Raw genomic sequence first — 15,376 nt, 5'->3', positions numbered from 1 at the left:
GGGAGGCCGTCCGCGAAGGCGAGGGGGCGGCCCCGGGCCGCCGAACCGGGGCCCGGGGCCGCGCGGGGCGGGTCAGGTGCCCAGGCCGGACATGAGGTCGGCGAAGGCGACCGGTTCCCCGTACGGGTCGTCGTCGCGCTTCTCGTGGTCGGCGGCCGACAGCGCCAACTGGCGGCCGGCCCGTTCGATGCGCTCGTTGAGCTCACGGGCGCCCCCGTCGCCCGAGCCCCAGTCCTCCGAGGCCGCGTACACCCCGGTCGGGACGACCAGCGCGCGGGCGTAGGAGAACATCGGCCGCAGGGCGTGTTCCAGCACCAGCGAGTGGCGCGGGCTGCCGCCCGTGGCCCCGATGAGCACCGGGACGGAGTCCAGCACACCGGGTTCGATCACGTCGAAGAACGACTTGAACAGCCCGCTGTAGGAGGCGTTGAACACCGGCGTGACCGCGATGATCCCGTCGGCGTCGGCCACGTCGGCCAGCACGCCCGGCAGCTCTCCGGTGGGCACCTGGGTGACCATGGCGTTCATGACGTCGTGGGCGAGCTCGCGCAGTTCCACCGTGCGCACCTCGGCACGGATCCCCTTGTCGCCCAGGGCGCGTTCGGTGGCGGCGGTGAGCCGGTCGGCGAGCAGTCGGGTGGACGACGGGGTGCTCAGCCCCGCCGAGACGGTGACGATGCGGCGGACGGTCATGCCGGGACCTCCGGGTTCTCCTCCTCGGCCCGCTTGGCGGCGAGCAGCGAGGCGTGGACGGGCGCGTCGGGGACGCGGGCGGGTCGTTTGGCGGCGAACTCCTCGCGCAGCACCGGGACGACCTCCTCGCCCAGCAGGTCCAGCTGCTCCAGGACGGTCTTGAGCGGCAGTCCGGCGTGGTCCATGAGGAAGAGCTGACGCTGGTAGTCGCCGAACATGTCACGGAAGGTCAGGGTCCGGTCGATGACCTGCTGCGGGCTACCGACGGTCAGGGGCGTCTCGCGGGTGAACTCCTCCAGGGAGGGGCCGCCGCCGTAGACGGGCGCGTGGTCGAAGTAGGGACGGAACTCCTTGACGGCGTCCTGGGAGTTCTTGCGCATGAACACCTGCCCGCCCAGGCCGACGATGGCCTGGTCGGCCTTGCCGTGACCGTAGTGCTCGTAGCGGCGACGGTACAGGGAGATGAGCTTCTTGGTGTGGGTGGCGGGCCAGAAGATGTTGTTGTGGAAGAAGCCGTCACCGTAGTAGGCGGCCTGCTCGGCGATCTCCGGACTGCGGATGGAGCCGTGCCAGACGAACGGCGGGACGCCGTCGAGCGGGCGCGGGGTGGCGGTGAAGCCCTGGAGCGGTGTGCGGAACCTGCCCTCCCAGTCCACGACGTCCTCGCGCCAGAGGCGGTGGAGCAGGTTGTAGTGCTCCAGGGCCATGGGGATGCCCTCGCGGATGTCGTAACCGAACCAGGGGTAGACGGGTCCGGTGTTGCCGCGACCCATCATCAGGTCCACCCGGCCGTCGGCGAGGTGCTGGAGGAAGGCGTAGTCCTCGGCGATCTTCACCGGGTCGTTGGTGGTGATGAGGGTGGTCGCCGTCGACAGGACGATCCGCTCGGTCCTGGCCGCGATGTAGCCGAGCATGGTCGTCGGCGAGGACGGCACGAACGGCGGGTTGTGGTGCTCACCGGTGGCGAAGACGTCGAGCCCGACCTCTTCGGCCTTGAGCGCGATCTCGACCATGGCCTTGATGCGCTCGTGCTCGGTGGGTGTCCGTCCGGTGGTGGGGTCGGTGGTCACGTCGCCGACCGAGAAGATTCCGAACTGCATGGCCTGCTCCCGAAGTAGCTTTCTAAGAAGTAGTTTCCCCAGAAACTACCATGCCGGAACCATGGTGACCGGTCGCCTATTCCCCTCGCGTGTCCGTGACGACCGACCCCGTTCATCCACAGGCACTCTCCGTATCCGCAGAATGTCATCCGCACCTGCTATTCCTGGTAAAGCCGACACCGATCCGGTCACCCGGAGTCATGGTCGGCCGGACGACGAGGACGTCGAACACACCGAAGGAGGAGGGCGCGCCCTCGACCCGCGCCCGAAACCGCATGTCCGTGACCCTCGACCCCCGGCGGCTTCCCCACCACCGACCCGACGACCGCGAACACACCACCGACGACACGCGTCAGCCCGTGGTCCTGGGCGACGCGCTCGCCGACGTCATGATGACGCTGAGCAGCCTGGACCCCGACCTGGCCCCCGCGCTGCGCCTCGGCGAGGCCTGAGCCCGAACGCACGGACGGCCGTGCCGACATAGCGTCGACACGGCCGTGAAGGTGCCGTCCCCAGGCGTCCCGCACCCCGGAACGCCGAGCCCCGGCCCGCTGCGCCCTGGAACCGGACGGGACCGCACCGCCTCGGCGGAGAACCCCGGCAGAGGGCGCGGTGGTCCGTCCCCGAGCGAACGCGAACGGCCGGGTCCGTACCGAGGACGGCCCTCCTGCGAATCCGGCAGACGGTCCGCCCCTCGACGACGCCCGGTTCGACGTCGTCGACGACGCGCCCGCGGGCCGACCCGGATCAGGGCCGTTGGTCCCCGACCTCGACGGTCCGGGACGCCGGCGTTTCCGACTCCCCCGGGTCGGCCCCTCGACCCCGCACGCCCTCGGGGTCCTCGGGCAGGAAGGAGCGCACCAGGCGGATCGGGCCCACCAGGTGCGCGTTGAACTCCGCCAGTTCCTCGGCGGGCACCCACAGTTCGAGGATCGTGCCGCCGCCCACCTGGCGCACCGGATAGCGGGCGGCGAAGTCGGCGTCCACGTCGAAGCGGGTCACGTGCCCCTCACCGTCCCGGGGCAGGTTCCACTCGCGGGCGATGCGCACCGCGTAGTCCTCGTTGAGGACCGGGTAGAAGATCGGCTGCTCCGGAAGGCGCGGCGGCCACTCCCGCCACCCCGAGGCGCGCACCAGCGCCAGCTCCTCCGGACCCGTCGGACGCCACAGCGTCATGACCCCGGCCACACCGATCACCTTCTCCGTTCGTGTCGCGGGAACCCGCGCGAAGGGGAGCTTAGGGATTCCGTGGCCCTGTCCGCACCCGCTTTTTACCGGACGGCGCGAGAATCCGCGTCCCCACGGGGAACACCTCACCTGTACGAAGCGTTCTCCTCTATGAAGCGCCCCGAAACCCCGGACCGAAGAACCCCGCAGACCCCGAACACCCGCACACCACCCTGAAGGTCCCCGAGGCGCCACACCACAGACCATGCGCGAACGTGCGCGTTCGTGTCGGCAATGGGGGTTTCCGACACGAGATCATCGCCACGTTCGCCTCCCAGCGGCCGGACCGCACTCAGTGCTTCTGGCCGCGCCCGCCGGGCCCGCGTTGGGGGACGCGGGCCCGGCCTGTGTCCGGGGGTCGCCGCCACCGCGCGGCGGCCCCCGACACGTTCGGCCCGTCAGGCCCGTTCGTGGTAGTCGATCAGGGTCCTGCCCCCGAACTCCACCTCCACGAAGGAGAAGAGCGGGTCCTCGTCGGATTCGCCCACGACGGTGACCGGTGTGCAGGGCGAGAGGAAGAAGGTGCGACCCTCGATCGTCCCGCCGAGGTCACGACGGAAGATGGAGCAGGCCATCGCCTCGTCGACCAGCCAGGTGGTACCGCCGGTCCCGCTGTAGCCGCGCAGGACCTCGGCACGCCCCGGATCCGCGTTCTCCCCGTAGGACTCGGCGTCGTTCATCATCTCCGACACCTCCATCGCGTACGCGCAGTCCACCTCCCAGCCGCTGGCCTGGACGTCCCACTCCCGGCCGGCCATGGACACGCTCCCGCACACCGGCGCGTGGACCGCGGCCCAGCCGAACCCGTCCCCGACGGAGGACAGCTGCGGATCCTCCACCGCGACCGGTCCGTCCGTGGCGGTGAAGTCGATCCGCACCTCCCACCGGTCGGTGGTGTACTCGGCCCGCACCGGCGCTCCGTCGCCGCCGACCTCCACGAGGCCGACCGCCTCCGACTCGGTCAGCACGCCCCCGTCCAGGATCCCGAGCGTGGTCGGCCCGGAGTACACGCCCTCCCCCTCGTCCCGCGTCACCCGGCCCGACTCGGCCAGGGCCCGCAGCGGATCCGTCACCAGGACGGAGGAGACGGAGTCGGCGGTCACGCTCGCGTCGACCGGCACGCTCCCGGCCGAGTCGTACCAGGTCCCGATGGAGAGGTCCTCCGTGCGCGGGGCGTACACGTACAGCTCGCCGCGATGGACGGCGGTGGCGACCGTCCCCTCCCCCATCGCCTCTCCCCTCATGAGGAAGGTCCGCCCCTCCGCCGAATAGGCGTACTCCTCGACGACCGGCTCGCCTCCGCCGACGGGTGAACGCTCCACGCGGGCGGTGAACCCCTCCCCGTCCTCCAAGACCCCGGCGGCGGTGAGCACCACCTCCTCCGGCCCGCCGGCGACCTGGTCGTAGATCAGGTAGCCCCCGGTGGCCAGGCCCCCCGCGAGGAGCACGCCGGCGCTCGCCGTCGCCACCTTGGAGCCGGCCACGGTGGTCAGCACTCCGCCACCCTGGGTTCCGGCCGCGGCCCCGGTGGCCGTGTGGCCGGTGATCACGCCGCCGCTCGCCGTGGCTCCGGAGGCGGCGGTACCGGTCGTGGCGGCCCCTCCGGTGGTCCCCGCGACCGCCGCTCCCGCTCCCCCGGTCCCCGTACCGGTCCCGGAGAGCAGTGCGGCCCCGGCCAGGCCGGCCGCCGAGGTCAGCCCGAGCGCGCCCGCCCAGCGCAGCGGGTCGTGTCCGGCGGCGTCGACACCGCGCCAGTGGGCGTCCAGCAGCGCCCGCAGGGTCCGTGCGGCCGGCACCCGCTCCTCACCGGCCAGGCCGACCTCCGCCGGTTCGGGCAGCAGGTCGCGCATCAGCGCCACGGCGCGCGGACGCGCCTCCGGGTCCACGGACAACGCCGCCTCCACCAGGGGGCGGAGGGTCTCGGGGACCCCGTCGACGTCGTGGTCCCCGGCCTCGACCCGGTCCCGCAGTTCCTGGGGCGTGCCCTTCCCGAAGGGATCGCGGCCGGTGGCGGCCAGGGCCACCAGTCCTCCCCACGCGAACACGTCGGCGGCCGGGGCCGCGGTGACCCCGGTGTAGCGTTCGGGCGCCACCCAGCCCGGGGTGCCGTAGGAGGCGGAACGGTCGGTGGAGCGGTCTGCGCCGATCTCGGTGGCGATGCCGAAGTCGACGATCTTGGGTCCGGTCGGGGACAGCACCACGTTGCCGGGTTTGATGTCGCGGTGGGCGATCCCGGCTGCGTGCAGTGCGGCCAGCCCCTCGGCGGTACCGGCGGCGAACGCCCGCAGCATCTCCCCCTCCAGGGGACCGAAGGCCCGCACGTGGGCGCGCAGGTCACGGCCGGGGATGTACTCGAAGGCCAGCCAGGGCACCGTGGCGTCGACGTCGGCCGCGTAGAGTTCGGCGGTGCCGATGCCGTGGGCGCGGGCCAGCATGCCCACCTCGCGGGCGAACGCCTCCCGGTAGCGGCGTTCGCGGGCGTACCGGGCGTGCACGGTCTTGACCGCGACGCAGCGCCCGGACGAGGGGTCCATCCCGCCGTAGACGGCGCCCATCCCGCCCGCGCCGATCCGGCCCACCAGCCGGTAGGGGCCCAGGGAACGGGGATCGCCCGCGAGCAGGGGCGTCAGGCCGGGCGGCGGTCCGGCGGGGGCGCCCGGTTCGGGGGCGCCCGGTTCGGGGAGGCCCGATTCGGGGGAGGCCGGTTCGGGGGTGAGGGAGGTGCTCATACGGTCTCCGGCTCTTCGACGTCGCGCACGGGGTGACCCGTCTCGACGTTTGTGACGCCCCCCTCACCGGAACCGTTCACATCGGTCGGCCACCGCTCGCGGCCGGGTCCCGCTCCCGTTCGACCTCGCGGTTCCAGGTGCGCTCGGCGCACCGTCGGCCGTCCTCGTCCGGCCCGGCGCTCCGGTACCCGGAGGCCGGCGGACGTTCGCGCGGCACGCCCCGCTCGCGCGGCGGGCGGCGCCGGGGCTCGACGGGGGCACGGAGGGTCAGGCGGGCGGGCGACCGTTCCCGCCGTGCACGATGTCGACGATGTGCTCGGCGATGGCCATGCAGGACGTGGCCGCGGGCGAGGGCGCGTTGCGCACCGCGGTGACCCGGCCGAACCGGTGCACGCGGAAGTCGTCGACCAGGGAGCCGTCGCGGTCCAGGGCCTGGGCGCGCACGCCCGACCCGCCCCGCACCACGTCGGCCGGTCCGATGTCGGGGACATAGCGACGTGCCGCCCGCATGTAGGCGCGCGTGGAGAACGACCCGTACATCTCGCCGATCCCGGTGCGCCAGTGGCGGAGCCCCATGGCCCAGAAACCGGGCCAGGTGAGCGTGTCGCCCAGATCGGAGAGGCGAATGTCGGAACGCCGATAGCCTTCGCGGGCGAACGCGAGGACGGCGTTGGGGCCCACCTCGACGTCCCCGGAGACCCGTCGGGTGAAGTGCACGCCGAGGAAGGGGTAACGGGGATCGGGCACGGGGTAGACGAGACCGCGCACCATGTGCGCCTTCTCCGGGCGCACCAGCATGTACTCCCCCCGGAACGGCACGATGCGCGGGCCGACCTCGTCACCGGCGGCACGGGAGACGAGGTCGCCGTGCAGGCCGGCGCACACGATCAGTTCGTCCACACGGGTGTCCTCGCCGCCGGCGATGACCCGCGGCCCCGCACCGTCGGTTCGCACGGCGGTGACCGGGGCACCGAGCCGGATCTCCCCTCCGGCGGCGGCGATGTCCTCGGCGAAGGACCCGCAGATCCGGGGGTAGTCGGTGATGGCGGTGCGCGGTGAGTGCAGGGCCGCCAGGCCGATGGTGTGCGGCTCGATCTCACCGATCTCCTCGGGCCCGATCCTGCGCAGCCCGGGGACGGCGTTGTCGTCGGCACGGGTGTGCAGGGCGTCGAGGCGCGCCACCTCGTCCTCGGTGACGGCGACGACGAGTTTCCCGCACTCCTCGTAGGGCAGGCCCCGGTCGGCGCAGTACCCGCGCAGCAGGTCACGGCCGCGTGTGCACAGGCGCGCCTTGAGTCCGCCGGGCTCGTAGTAGATGCCGGCGTGGACCACCCCGGAGTTGTGGCCGCTCTGGTGGGCGGCGACCCGGTCCTCCTTCTCGAAGACGACGACGCGGGTGCCGGGGCGGCGCAGGCCGATCTCGCGGCCGACGGCGAGGCCGACGATGCCCGCGCCGACGATGCCGACGGTCCGGTCAGCCACGGCCGTCCGACCCCGTCCCATCGGTCGGGGCGCACGGGTGCGGGACGGCGGTCTCGACACGGGTGGGGAAACGGGCCACGCCGGAGATCCGGGAGGCGCGGCCCGTGACCGCGCCCCGGGCCCCTTCGGACGGTCCCCCCTCGGTCCGGGCACGGGCCGGGTGGAGCGTGGACGGCGGTGTCCCACCCGCCGGTTCGACGACCACGGTGTCGCCGCATGGCGGGGGGACGAGAACGCGAGTGCGCATGAACGGCCTTTGTCTCGATCGTGGGGATCCGGTGCGCACGACGCTACAACGCGCTTCGCGCACACCGACGCGCGCTACCTCGGTCCGCACGGTGCACGCCTCCTTTCCCGGGCTCACGGCCTCGGCCTCGGCGGAGGATCACCGAGGAGCCGGCGCCCCGGGGGAACCGGATCGCCGGCGGGACGGACGTCCGGCCGGCGCGTGCGGGGTCGAGGGTACGAAAGTGTGACCTGGACATCTCTCATGAAACGTGCTAGCCGGGAACATCCGCCTCTTACGGGGCGTTCTCTCAGGTGAACGCGGACGGAACCCGCAGCGGGATCCGAGAGCGTGACAGCGAGACCATGCGCGAACGTGAGCGCTCGTGCCGGCGATGGGGGTTTCCGGCACGTACCCGACCGCCACGTTCGCCTTCCCAGCGGCCGGACCGCACCCCGTGCATCCCGGCCGCGCCCGCTGGGCCCGTGTTGGGGGACATGGGTCCGGCCTGTGCCCGGGAGCGCGCCGTCCCCACCCGACGGCGCCCCCGGGCACCTCCATGTCCACACCCGCCCCAGCGCCCCCGGGTGGCCTTCCCGATGGCCGCCGGGCCCTACCGTTGGCACGATCGGCGTACGAACCCACGCCCCCGGCACGTCCGACCCGCTCCCCCGGCCTGCGCGGCGCCGGCGACGTCCTTCACCGTCCTGTGCACGGGCGTCGTGCTCCTCTCCGGCCCCCCGGCCCCCTCGTCGCGTTGGGCGCGGTCCTTCTCTGGCCTCCTCTGGCACCGTTCGACCGGCGGCCCCTGGTCACCACCTCAGATGGGCAAGAACTCGTCCATTTCTCTTCCACGGGTGAATCCCTCCACCCGATAGTGGGCAGGGGGCCCTGGAGAACGGACACGACGAGAGGTGGGGGACCACTCGCATGACGGACGTATCCAGTCAGGGACCGCGGTCGGGGGACGACCGCGAGGTGCTCACCAACCGCCAGGGGCACCCGGTCCACGACAACCAGAACCAGCGGACGGTCGGCGAGCGGGGGCCCGCCACCCTGGAGAACTACCAGTTCCTGGAGAAGATCAGCCACTTCGACCGGGAGCGCATCCCCGAACGGGTGGTGCACGCCCGGGGCGTGACCGCCTTCGGGCACTTCGAGTCCTACGGCGCCTGGGGCGACGAGCCGATCGAGCGGTACACGCGCGCCAAGCTCTTCCAGGGCAAGGGCAAGCGCACCGACATCGCCCTGCGCTTCTCGACGGTCATCGGTGGACGGGACTCCTCCGAGTGCGCCCGCGACCCGCGCGGGTTCGCGATCAAGTTCTACACCGAGGACGGCAACTGGGACCTGGTGGGCAACAACCTCGCGGTGTTCTTCATCCGCGACGCCATCAAGTTCCCGGACGTCATCCACGCCCTCAAGCCGGACCCGGTGACCTTCCGGCAGGAGCCCAACCGCATCTTCGACTTCATGTCGCAGACCCCCGAGTGCATGCACATGCTGGTCAACCTGTTCAGCCCGCGCGGGATCCCGGCGGACTACCGGCACCAGCAGGGTTTCGGCGTCAACACCTACAAGTGGGTCAACGAGGCGGGCGAGACCGTCCTGGTCAAGTACACGTGGATGCCCAAGCAGGGCGTGCGCAGCATGACCGAGGCCGACGCCGCCAACGTCCAGGCGACCGAGACCGGGCACGCGACCAGGGACCTGCACGAGGCCATCGACCGGGGCGAGTACCCCGAGTGGGAACTGCTCGTGCAGATGATGAGCGACGACGAGCACCCCGAACTCGACTTCGACCCCTTGGACGACACCAAGACCTGGCCGGAACAGGACTTCCCGCCCAAGCCGGTGGGGCGGATCGTGCTCGACCGCAACGTGTCGAACAACTTCGCCGAGAACGAGCAGATCTCCTTCGGCACCGGTGTGCTCGTGGACGGCCTGGACTTCTCCGACGACAAGATGCTGGTCGGTCGCACCTTCTCCTACAGCGACACCCAGCGCTACCGGGTGGGGCCCAACTACCTGCAACTGCCGGTGAACCAGGCCAAGAACGCGAACGTGCGCACCAACCAGCGCGACGGCCTGATGACGTACCACCAGGACACGGCCGGCGAGAACCCGCACGTCAACTACGAGCCGTCCATCACCGGCGGCCTGCGCGAGGGGCGCTACCCCACGCACGACGAGCAGGGCCCGGAGATCACGGGCAGGCTCACACGCAAGCGCATCCCGCGCACCAACGACTACCGGCAGGCCGGTCAGCGCTACCTGCTGATGGAGCAGTGGGAGCGCGACGACCTCGTGCACAACTTCACGACGCTGCTCTCCCAGTGCGACCGGCCCATCCAGGAGCGCATGGTCTGGCACTTCCTGCTGGTGGAGGACGACCTGGGGCTGCGCGTGGGCAAGGGTCTGGGCATCGGCCCCGACGACGTCGCCCACCTGGAGCCGCTCCAGAGCCAGGACCTCACCGAGGAGGACCGCCGGCGTCTGGCCGACCTCGGCGCCAACGGTCCCCGGGACGTCTCGGGGCTGACCATGACCCACTGCGTCCCCAACGAACGGCACGTCGTCGAGCGCTGACACCGCCCGCGGGGATCGGTCGAAGGACGGCCCCGCGACCGAAGGCGAACGAAAGCGCGAGGGGCCGCCCGGGGGATCCCCCGGGCGGCCCCGACGTGCGTGCCCGGGTCAGGTGCGGCCGGACAGGGTGCGACTGCGCCCTCGGAACTCGGCGACGACCTCCTCGCCCCGGCGCACCGTGACGTCGTAGACGCCGCTGCGTCCGAACACCGTCCGCTCCTGGGCCGTGGCCACCAGCACGTCGCCCTCACGGACCGGCGCGACGAACGTGATGTCGGCCCCCGAGGCCACCGTCACCCCGCGCCCGTCCACGTTGCAGGCGCAGGCGAACGCCGTGTCGGCGAGGGTGAACACGAATCCGCCGTGGGCGATGCCGTGCCCGTTGACCATGAGCGGCCCCACGGTCATCTCCACCACCGCGGTCCCCGGATGGGCGCTCAACAGGCGCATCCCCAGGTTCTTGGAGGCCCGGTCGGCCTCGAACATCGTCCAGGCGGCCTCGTTGCGCGTCCCGGCGACGCCGTCGCCGCTCATGAGTCGAAGTCCACGGTCACGCTGTCGGTCTCCGGCAGGGCCTGGCAGGACAGCGCGTACCCGGCCGCCAGCTCGGCCTCGTCCAGGGCGTAGTTGCGCAGCATGCGCACCTCGCCGTCGCAGACCTTGACCCGACAGGTGCCGCACACCCCGCCCTTACAGGCGAAGGGCAGGTCGGGCCGGTAGCGCTGGGCGGCGTCCAGCACCGGCACCCCGCGCGGCAGGGTCAGCGTGGTGGTGCGGCCGTCCAGGACGACGGTGACCTCGCTGGACGGGCCGTCCACCCCGGGCTCGTCGTGGCGGGCCTGGGGCGGCGGCTCGGCGCCCTCGACGAAGAACAGTTCCTGGTGGACACGTTCGGCGGACACCCCGCGCTCGGCCAGGACGCGCCGGGCGTCGGTGACCATCCCGTAGGGCCCGCACAGCCACCAGTGGTCGGCGGCGTCGGCCGCGACGATGGTGTCCAGCAGCGCGTCGAGCTTGGCGCCGTCCAGGCGTCCGGTGAACAGCTCGGTCTCGCGCGGCTCCCGGGACAGCACGTGCACCAGTTCCAGGCGCGGCCCGAACGCGTCCTTGAGGTCGGCCAGCTCGTCGGCGAACATCACCGTGTCGCTGCGCCGGTTGCCGTACAGCAGGATGACGTGGGAGTCGGTGCGGCGCAGCAGCGACGCGGCGATGGACAGCATCGGGGTGATGCCGGATCCGGCGGCGATCATCACGTGCCGCCCGGCGGCGGTCAGGTCGGGGCAGAAGCGGCCGGTGGGCGCGCCCACCTCGATCTCCTCGCCGGGACGCACCTCCTCCACCAGCCAGGTGGAGAACAGGCCGCCCGCGACCAGGCGCACACCCACGCGGGGGGCCTCGCCCACCGGGGCGCAGATGGAGTAGCTGCGCCGTTCCTCGACCCCGTCGACCTGCCGGCGCAGGGTCAGCGACTGCCCGGGGGTGAACGCGAACTCCTCGGCCAGGTGGTCGGGCACGTCGAAGGTGACGGCGACGGCGTCGTCGCACAGCTTCTCGACGGCGGCCACGCGCAGCCGGTGGAACACCGACCCGCGACGCGGGGCCGCGGGGGCGTCGGTGACGGGTGTGGTCACGGTCAGATCTCCTTGACGTGCTCGAACGGTTCGAGGCAGGCCCGGCAGCGGTGCAGCGACTTGCAGGAGGTCGCGCCGAACCGGGACAGTTCCTCGGTGTCGGACGATCCGCACAGCGGGCAGTGCGGGACGGTCCGGGTGGGCAGCAGGGTCAGCGGGACGGGTCCGGCCGCGCGGCGGGGGGCGGCCCCCGGCGGGGAGATGCCGTGTTCGGTGAGCTTGCGCCGGCCCTCGTCGGTGATCCAGTCGGTGGTCCACGCCGGGGACAGCTCGGTGCGCACCCGCACGGCGTCGAACCCGGCGGCGCGCACCGCGCGGTCCACGTCCACCCGCATCTCGGCCAGCGCCGGGCAGCCCGAGTAGGTGGGGGTGATCCACACCTGGACGGTGCCCTCCTCGTCGATCTCCACCCGGCGCAGGATGCCCAGGTCGGCGAGGGTCAGCATGGGCAGTTCGGGGTCGGTGACGGCGGCAGCCGCGGCGCGGGCGCGCTCGACGTCCCGGACCGGTGTCGCGGTCACCACGTCGCCTCCGGGTGCTCTCGGGCCACCTTCTGGAGTTCGTCCAGCAGGGGGGCGAGCGCGGGGGTGTGCCGACCGTCGCGCCCGGCGACCGTCGCCTCGGGGAAGGGGGCGGGTGCGGCCAGGGTGGCCTCGGTGAACACCCGCGTCAGCACGGCGTGGACCTCGTCGCGGACGGTGGCGGGGTCCACGGCCGCGCCCTGGGCGGCGAGGCGGGCCTCGACCGGGTGGGTGGCGAAGAGTTCGCCGGTGAGCGGCCACACGTCGGCGACGGCCTCGACCATGCGCTCGTGCGAGTAGGGGGTGCCGTCGCCCAGGCGCAGCGCCCAGGAGACCGCGTACTCGCGGTGGTAGGCCAGCTCGTTGACGCCCTTGGCGGCGATGGCGGCGAGCACGGGGTCGGTGCTGTCGGCCAGCCGGCCGAACAGCGCCAGCCGCTGGCTGGAGAGCACGAGCAGGGTGACGACGGCGCGGGCGAAGTCGCCGCGCGGAGCCTCGGTCAGCCGCACGTTGCGGAACTCGTGCGCCGCGCGCCGGTAGGCGAAGGCGTCCTCGTCACGCCCGGTGCCGTCGGCCTGGCCGGCGCGGGCCAGCAGCAGCCGCGCCTGGCCGAGCAGGTCCAGGGCGATGTTGGCCAGCGCCACCTCCTCCTCCAGCTCGGGGGCGTCGGTGACCCACTGGACGAGCCGCTGGGCCTGTACCAGCGCGTCGTCGCCGAGCATCTGGCAGTACAGGGCCAGGTCGGTGCCGTCCACCCCCGCGGGAAGGGTGGTGTCGACGCCGGCCAGGGCGTCGGTGAACCCGGTGCCGAAGGCCCAGCGGGCGTCGCCCTGGTGCTCTTCGACCAGGCCGGTGAAAATGTTGTCGCCACTCATGTGTTCTGTTCCTCGAAGCCTCGTCGTCCCGGTCCGTCGCCTAGATGTGCGGGACGTCCTCGGGGATGGGGTAGAAGGTCGGGTGGCGGTAGACCTTGTCTCCGCTGGGCGCGAAGAACGGGTCCTTCTCGTCGGGGCTGGACGCGGTGACGTGCTCGGCCCGGACCACCCAGATGCTGACGCCCTCGTTGCGGCGGGTGTAGAGGTTGCGGGCGTTGTGCAGCGCCATGGTGTCGTCGGGTGCGTGCAGGGAGCCCACGTGGACGTGGTTGAGTCCGCGCTTGCCGCGGACGAACACCTCGTACAGGGGCCATTCGGGGCGGGCGGCGCCGGAGTCGGTCCCCCCGGTGGTGGCGGTGGTGTCGTTGCTCATGCCGAGGCCTCCTGGAGGTTCGTGGTGGTGCGGGCCCTGGCGGCCTGCTTGGCGGCGTAGGCGGTGGCGGCCTCGCGCACCCAGGCGCCCTTCTCGTGGGCGGCCCGGCGGCGGGCGATGCGCTCGGCGTTCTTGGGGCCGGCGCCGGAGACGACCTGCTTGAACTCGACCCAGTCGGGCTCGCCGAAGTCGTAGTGGCCGCGCTCGTCGTTCCAGGCCAGTTCGGGGTCGGGGAGGGTGACGCCGAGCTTCTCGGCCTGGGGCACGCTCATGTCGACGAACTTCTGGCGCAGGTCGTCGTTGGTGTCGCGCTTGATGCGCCAGGCCATGGACTGGGCGGTGTTGGGCGAGTCGGCGTCGGGCGGGCCGAACATCATCAGGGACGGCCACCACCAGCGGTCGACGGCGTCCTGGACCATCCGCCGCTGGCCCTCGGTGCCCTCCATCATGCGCATGAGCAGTTCGTAGCCCTGCCGCTGGTGGAAGGACTCCTCCTTGCAGATGCGGACCATGGCGCGGGCGTAGGGACCGAAGGAGCTGCGGCACAGGGGGACCTGGTTACAGATGGCGGCGCCGTCGACCAGCCAGCCGATGACGCCGACGTCGGCGAAGTTCAGCGACGGGTAGTTGAAGATCGAGGAGTACTTCTGGCGGCCCTCGATGAGCCGCGTGGTGAGGTCGGAGCGGTCCACTCCGAGGGTCTCGGCGGCGGCGTACAGGTACAGGCCGTGGCCCGCCTCGTCCTGGACCTTGGCCAGGAGGATGGCCTTGCGACGCAGGCTGGGCGCGGAGGCGATCCAGTCGCCTTCGGGCTGCATGCCGATGATCTCCGAGTGGGCGTGCTGGGAGACCTGGCGCACGAGGGTCCTGCGGTAGGCCTCGGGCATCCAGTCGCGCGGTTCGATGCGCTGATCGGCGGCGATCTTGGCGTCGAAATCGGCCTGGAACGCGTCGTCGGCACCGGGTCGGGCCTCCTGCGTCACGGTCATTGCTCGCTCCCCATTCATAACCGAACGTTCGGTCAGTAATTAGTATCCACGGATCCGCCCGCCCGGGTCAAGTCCGGGCGGGCGGAGATCACGGCAGGTCGGACACCGCCGACCCGCCGTGGACGGACCGGGCGGCGCCGGCCCGCCGCGGGTCAGTGACCGGTGAAGGTGGGCGTGCGCTTGTCCAGGAAGGCGTCGACCGCCCCCACGTGGTCGGCGGTGAGCCCGAGCTGGTTCTGGAGGTCGGCCTCCTCCTCCAGCAGTTCGGGGAGGGGACGGCCGCCCTCGGCCGCAGCGCGCACCTCGCGCTTGGCGGCGACGAACGCGCTGGTGGGACCGCTCGCCAGGACCGCCGCCAACTCGCGGGCGCGCTTCTCCCAGGCGTCGTCGTCGACGACCTCGGTGACCAGGCCCAGCTCCAGGGCCCGGTCGGCGCCGAACACGGTGCCCAGCAGCATGAGCTCCATGGCGCGCGCCTGCCCCAGCGAGGTCACCAGGCGGTGGGCCAGCCCGGAGTCCGAGGCCAGGCCGATGCCGGTGAACGCGGTGCCGAACTTGGCCTTGCGGGCCGCCACCCGGACGTCCCCGGCCAGGGCGAAGCCCATCCCGGCGCCCACACAGGCACCGCCGACGCCGACCACCACCGGCACCTGGATCGACTCCAGGGTCAGCACGATCGGGTTGTAGTGCTCGCGCACGGTGTTCAGGGCCTGGCCGGTCCCCTCCCGAAGGATGCGCGCGTGCTCGGCCAGGTCCTGGCCGACGCAGAACGCCTTGTCCGACCCCAGCAGCAGCACCGCGCGGGCGGTGGTGGAGGCGGCGGCCTCGCGCAGCGCGGCCAGCAGCTCCTCCTTCACCTCCCGGGTCAGCGCGGGACGGTTCAGCCGCACCACGGCCACCCCGTCGGACTCGGAGAACTCCGCCGCCCTCTGTTCGCTCAA

Annotated in this window: 14 protein-coding genes and 1 pseudogene; 2 read left to right on the top strand and 13 right to left on the bottom strand. The window is 72.3% G+C overall.

Going from position 1 to position 15,376, the window contains the following annotated elements; genetic code table 11:
- Positions 1-72 precede the first annotated feature (72 nt).
- On the bottom strand, positions 73-693 hold the full coding sequence (locus RM479_RS13325; RefSeq protein ID WP_311512035.1) for an FMN reductase: 621 nt from the start codon (positions 691-693) through the stop codon (positions 73-75).
- Positions 690-1,793, bottom strand: a complete 1,104-nt coding sequence (locus RM479_RS13320; RefSeq protein ID WP_274813009.1) for an LLM class flavin-dependent oxidoreductase — start codon at positions 1,791-1,793, stop codon at positions 690-692. Before RM479_RS13320 ends, RM479_RS13325 begins: the two co-directional genes overlap by 4 nt.
- Positions 1,794-2,068: 275 nt before the next feature.
- Here RM479_RS13320 and RM479_RS13315 point away from each other — a divergent pair, with 275 nt between their 5' ends.
- Complete coding sequence (locus RM479_RS13315) at positions 2,069-2,245, top strand: hypothetical protein (RefSeq protein ID WP_274813010.1); 177 nt, start codon at positions 2,069-2,071, stop codon at positions 2,243-2,245.
- 385 nt (positions 2,246-2,630) lie between these two features.
- Here the strand turns inward: RM479_RS13315 and RM479_RS13310 are convergent.
- From RM479_RS13310 to lhgO, 4 genes and pseudogenes are all read right to left on the bottom strand, one after another.
- Positions 2,631-2,969, bottom strand: a pseudogene (locus tag RM479_RS13310) (ADP-ribosylation/crystallin J1); the annotation flags it as partial.
- A gap of 449 nt (positions 2,970-3,418) precedes the next feature.
- A complete protein-coding gene (locus tag RM479_RS13305; protein ID WP_311512034.1) occupies positions 3,419-5,749 on the bottom strand; it encodes a serine/threonine-protein kinase in 2,331 nt (776 codons plus the stop codon).
- Between the two features lie 76 nt (positions 5,750-5,825).
- Positions 5,826-5,966 carry a hypothetical protein gene (locus tag RM479_RS13300; protein ID WP_311512033.1) on the bottom strand — a complete coding sequence of 47 codons (141 nt, stop codon included), beginning with the start codon at positions 5,964-5,966 and terminating at the stop codon, positions 5,826-5,828.
- A gap of 50 nt (positions 5,967-6,016) precedes the next feature.
- Positions 6,017-7,231 (bottom strand): L-2-hydroxyglutarate oxidase, encoded by a 1,215-nt coding sequence (gene lhgO / locus RM479_RS13295; protein WP_311512032.1) that lies wholly within the window; start codon positions 7,229-7,231, stop codon positions 6,017-6,019.
- Positions 7,232-8,387: 1,156 nt separating this feature from the next.
- Here lhgO and RM479_RS13290 point away from each other — a divergent pair.
- A complete protein-coding gene (locus RM479_RS13290; protein ID WP_311512031.1) occupies positions 8,388-10,046 on the top strand; it encodes a catalase in 1,659 nt (552 codons plus the stop codon).
- Positions 10,047-10,154: 108 nt separating this feature from the next.
- Here the strand turns inward: RM479_RS13290 and paaI are convergent, their stop codons facing one another.
- The 7 genes from paaI to RM479_RS13255 form a co-directional block, all read right to left on the bottom strand.
- Positions 10,155-10,580, bottom strand: coding sequence for a hydroxyphenylacetyl-CoA thioesterase PaaI (gene paaI, locus RM479_RS13285; protein WP_311512030.1), 426 nt, complete (start codon positions 10,578-10,580; stop codon positions 10,155-10,157).
- Positions 10,577-11,677 (bottom strand): 1,2-phenylacetyl-CoA epoxidase subunit PaaE, encoded by a 1,101-nt coding sequence (gene paaE / locus RM479_RS13280; RefSeq protein WP_311512029.1) that lies wholly within the window; start codon positions 11,675-11,677, stop codon positions 10,577-10,579. The genes paaI and paaE overlap by 4 nt, the downstream gene beginning before the upstream one ends.
- 2 nt (positions 11,678-11,679) lie before the next feature.
- Positions 11,680-12,201 (bottom strand): 1,2-phenylacetyl-CoA epoxidase subunit PaaD, encoded by a 522-nt coding sequence (gene paaD, locus RM479_RS13275; protein WP_397222068.1) that lies wholly within the window; start codon positions 12,199-12,201, stop codon positions 11,680-11,682.
- Positions 12,195-13,073, bottom strand: coding sequence for a 1,2-phenylacetyl-CoA epoxidase subunit PaaC (gene paaC, locus RM479_RS13270; RefSeq protein ID WP_311512027.1), 879 nt, complete (start codon positions 13,071-13,073; stop codon positions 12,195-12,197). Before paaC ends, paaD begins: the two co-directional genes overlap by 7 nt.
- 40 nt (positions 13,074-13,113) lie before the next feature.
- The gene (gene paaB / locus RM479_RS13265; protein ID WP_311512026.1) at positions 13,114-13,446 is read right to left on the bottom strand and encodes a 1,2-phenylacetyl-CoA epoxidase subunit PaaB; all 333 of its coding nucleotides are present in this window, start codon (positions 13,444-13,446) and stop codon (positions 13,114-13,116) included.
- A complete protein-coding gene (gene paaA / locus RM479_RS13260) occupies positions 13,443-14,435 on the bottom strand; it encodes a 1,2-phenylacetyl-CoA epoxidase subunit PaaA (protein WP_311512025.1) in 993 nt (330 codons plus the stop codon). The genes paaB and paaA overlap by 4 nt, the downstream gene beginning before the upstream one ends.
- 152 nt (positions 14,436-14,587) lie before the next feature.
- A complete protein-coding gene (locus RM479_RS13255) occupies positions 14,588-15,376 on the bottom strand; it encodes an enoyl-CoA hydratase/isomerase family protein (protein ID WP_311512024.1) in 789 nt (262 codons plus the stop codon).

The organism is Nocardiopsis lambiniae (assembly GCF_031845465.1).
Lineage (GTDB): Bacteria > Actinomycetota > Actinomycetes > Streptosporangiales > Streptosporangiaceae > Nocardiopsis > Nocardiopsis lambiniae.
The sequence above is the reverse complement of the archived record's forward strand: the minus strand, read 5'-3'. Positions and strand labels throughout refer to the sequence as shown.

What these genes read in the sequence shown, in the direction of transcription:
- RM479_RS13325 (WP_311512035.1), bottom strand. Translation starts at nt 693, where the DNA reads ATGACCGTCCGCCGCATCGTCACCGTCTCGGCGGGGCTGAGCACCCCG.
- RM479_RS13320 (WP_274813009.1), bottom strand. Translation starts at nt 1,793, where the DNA reads ATGCAGTTCGGAATCTTCTCGGTCGGCGACGTGACCACCGACCCCACC.
- RM479_RS13315 (WP_274813010.1), top strand. Translation starts at nt 2,069, where the DNA reads ATGTCCGTGACCCTCGACCCCCGGCGGCTTCCCCACCACCGACCCGAC.
- RM479_RS13305 (WP_311512034.1), bottom strand. Translation starts at nt 5,749, where the DNA reads ATGAGCACCTCCCTCACCCCCGAACCGGCCTCCCCCGAATCGGGCCTC.
- RM479_RS13290 (WP_311512031.1), top strand. Translation starts at nt 8,388, where the DNA reads ATGACGGACGTATCCAGTCAGGGACCGCGGTCGGGGGACGACCGCGAG.
- paaI (WP_311512030.1), bottom strand. Translation starts at nt 10,580, where the DNA reads ATGAGCGGCGACGGCGTCGCCGGGACGCGCAACGAGGCCGCCTGGACG.
- paaC (WP_311512027.1), bottom strand. Translation starts at nt 13,073, where the DNA reads ATGAGTGGCGACAACATTTTCACCGGCCTGGTCGAAGAGCACCAGGGC.
- paaB (WP_311512026.1), bottom strand. Translation starts at nt 13,446, where the DNA reads ATGAGCAACGACACCACCGCCACCACCGGGGGGACCGACTCCGGCGCC.
- paaA (WP_311512025.1), bottom strand. Translation starts at nt 14,435, where the DNA reads ATGACCGTGACGCAGGAGGCCCGACCCGGTGCCGACGACGCGTTCCAG.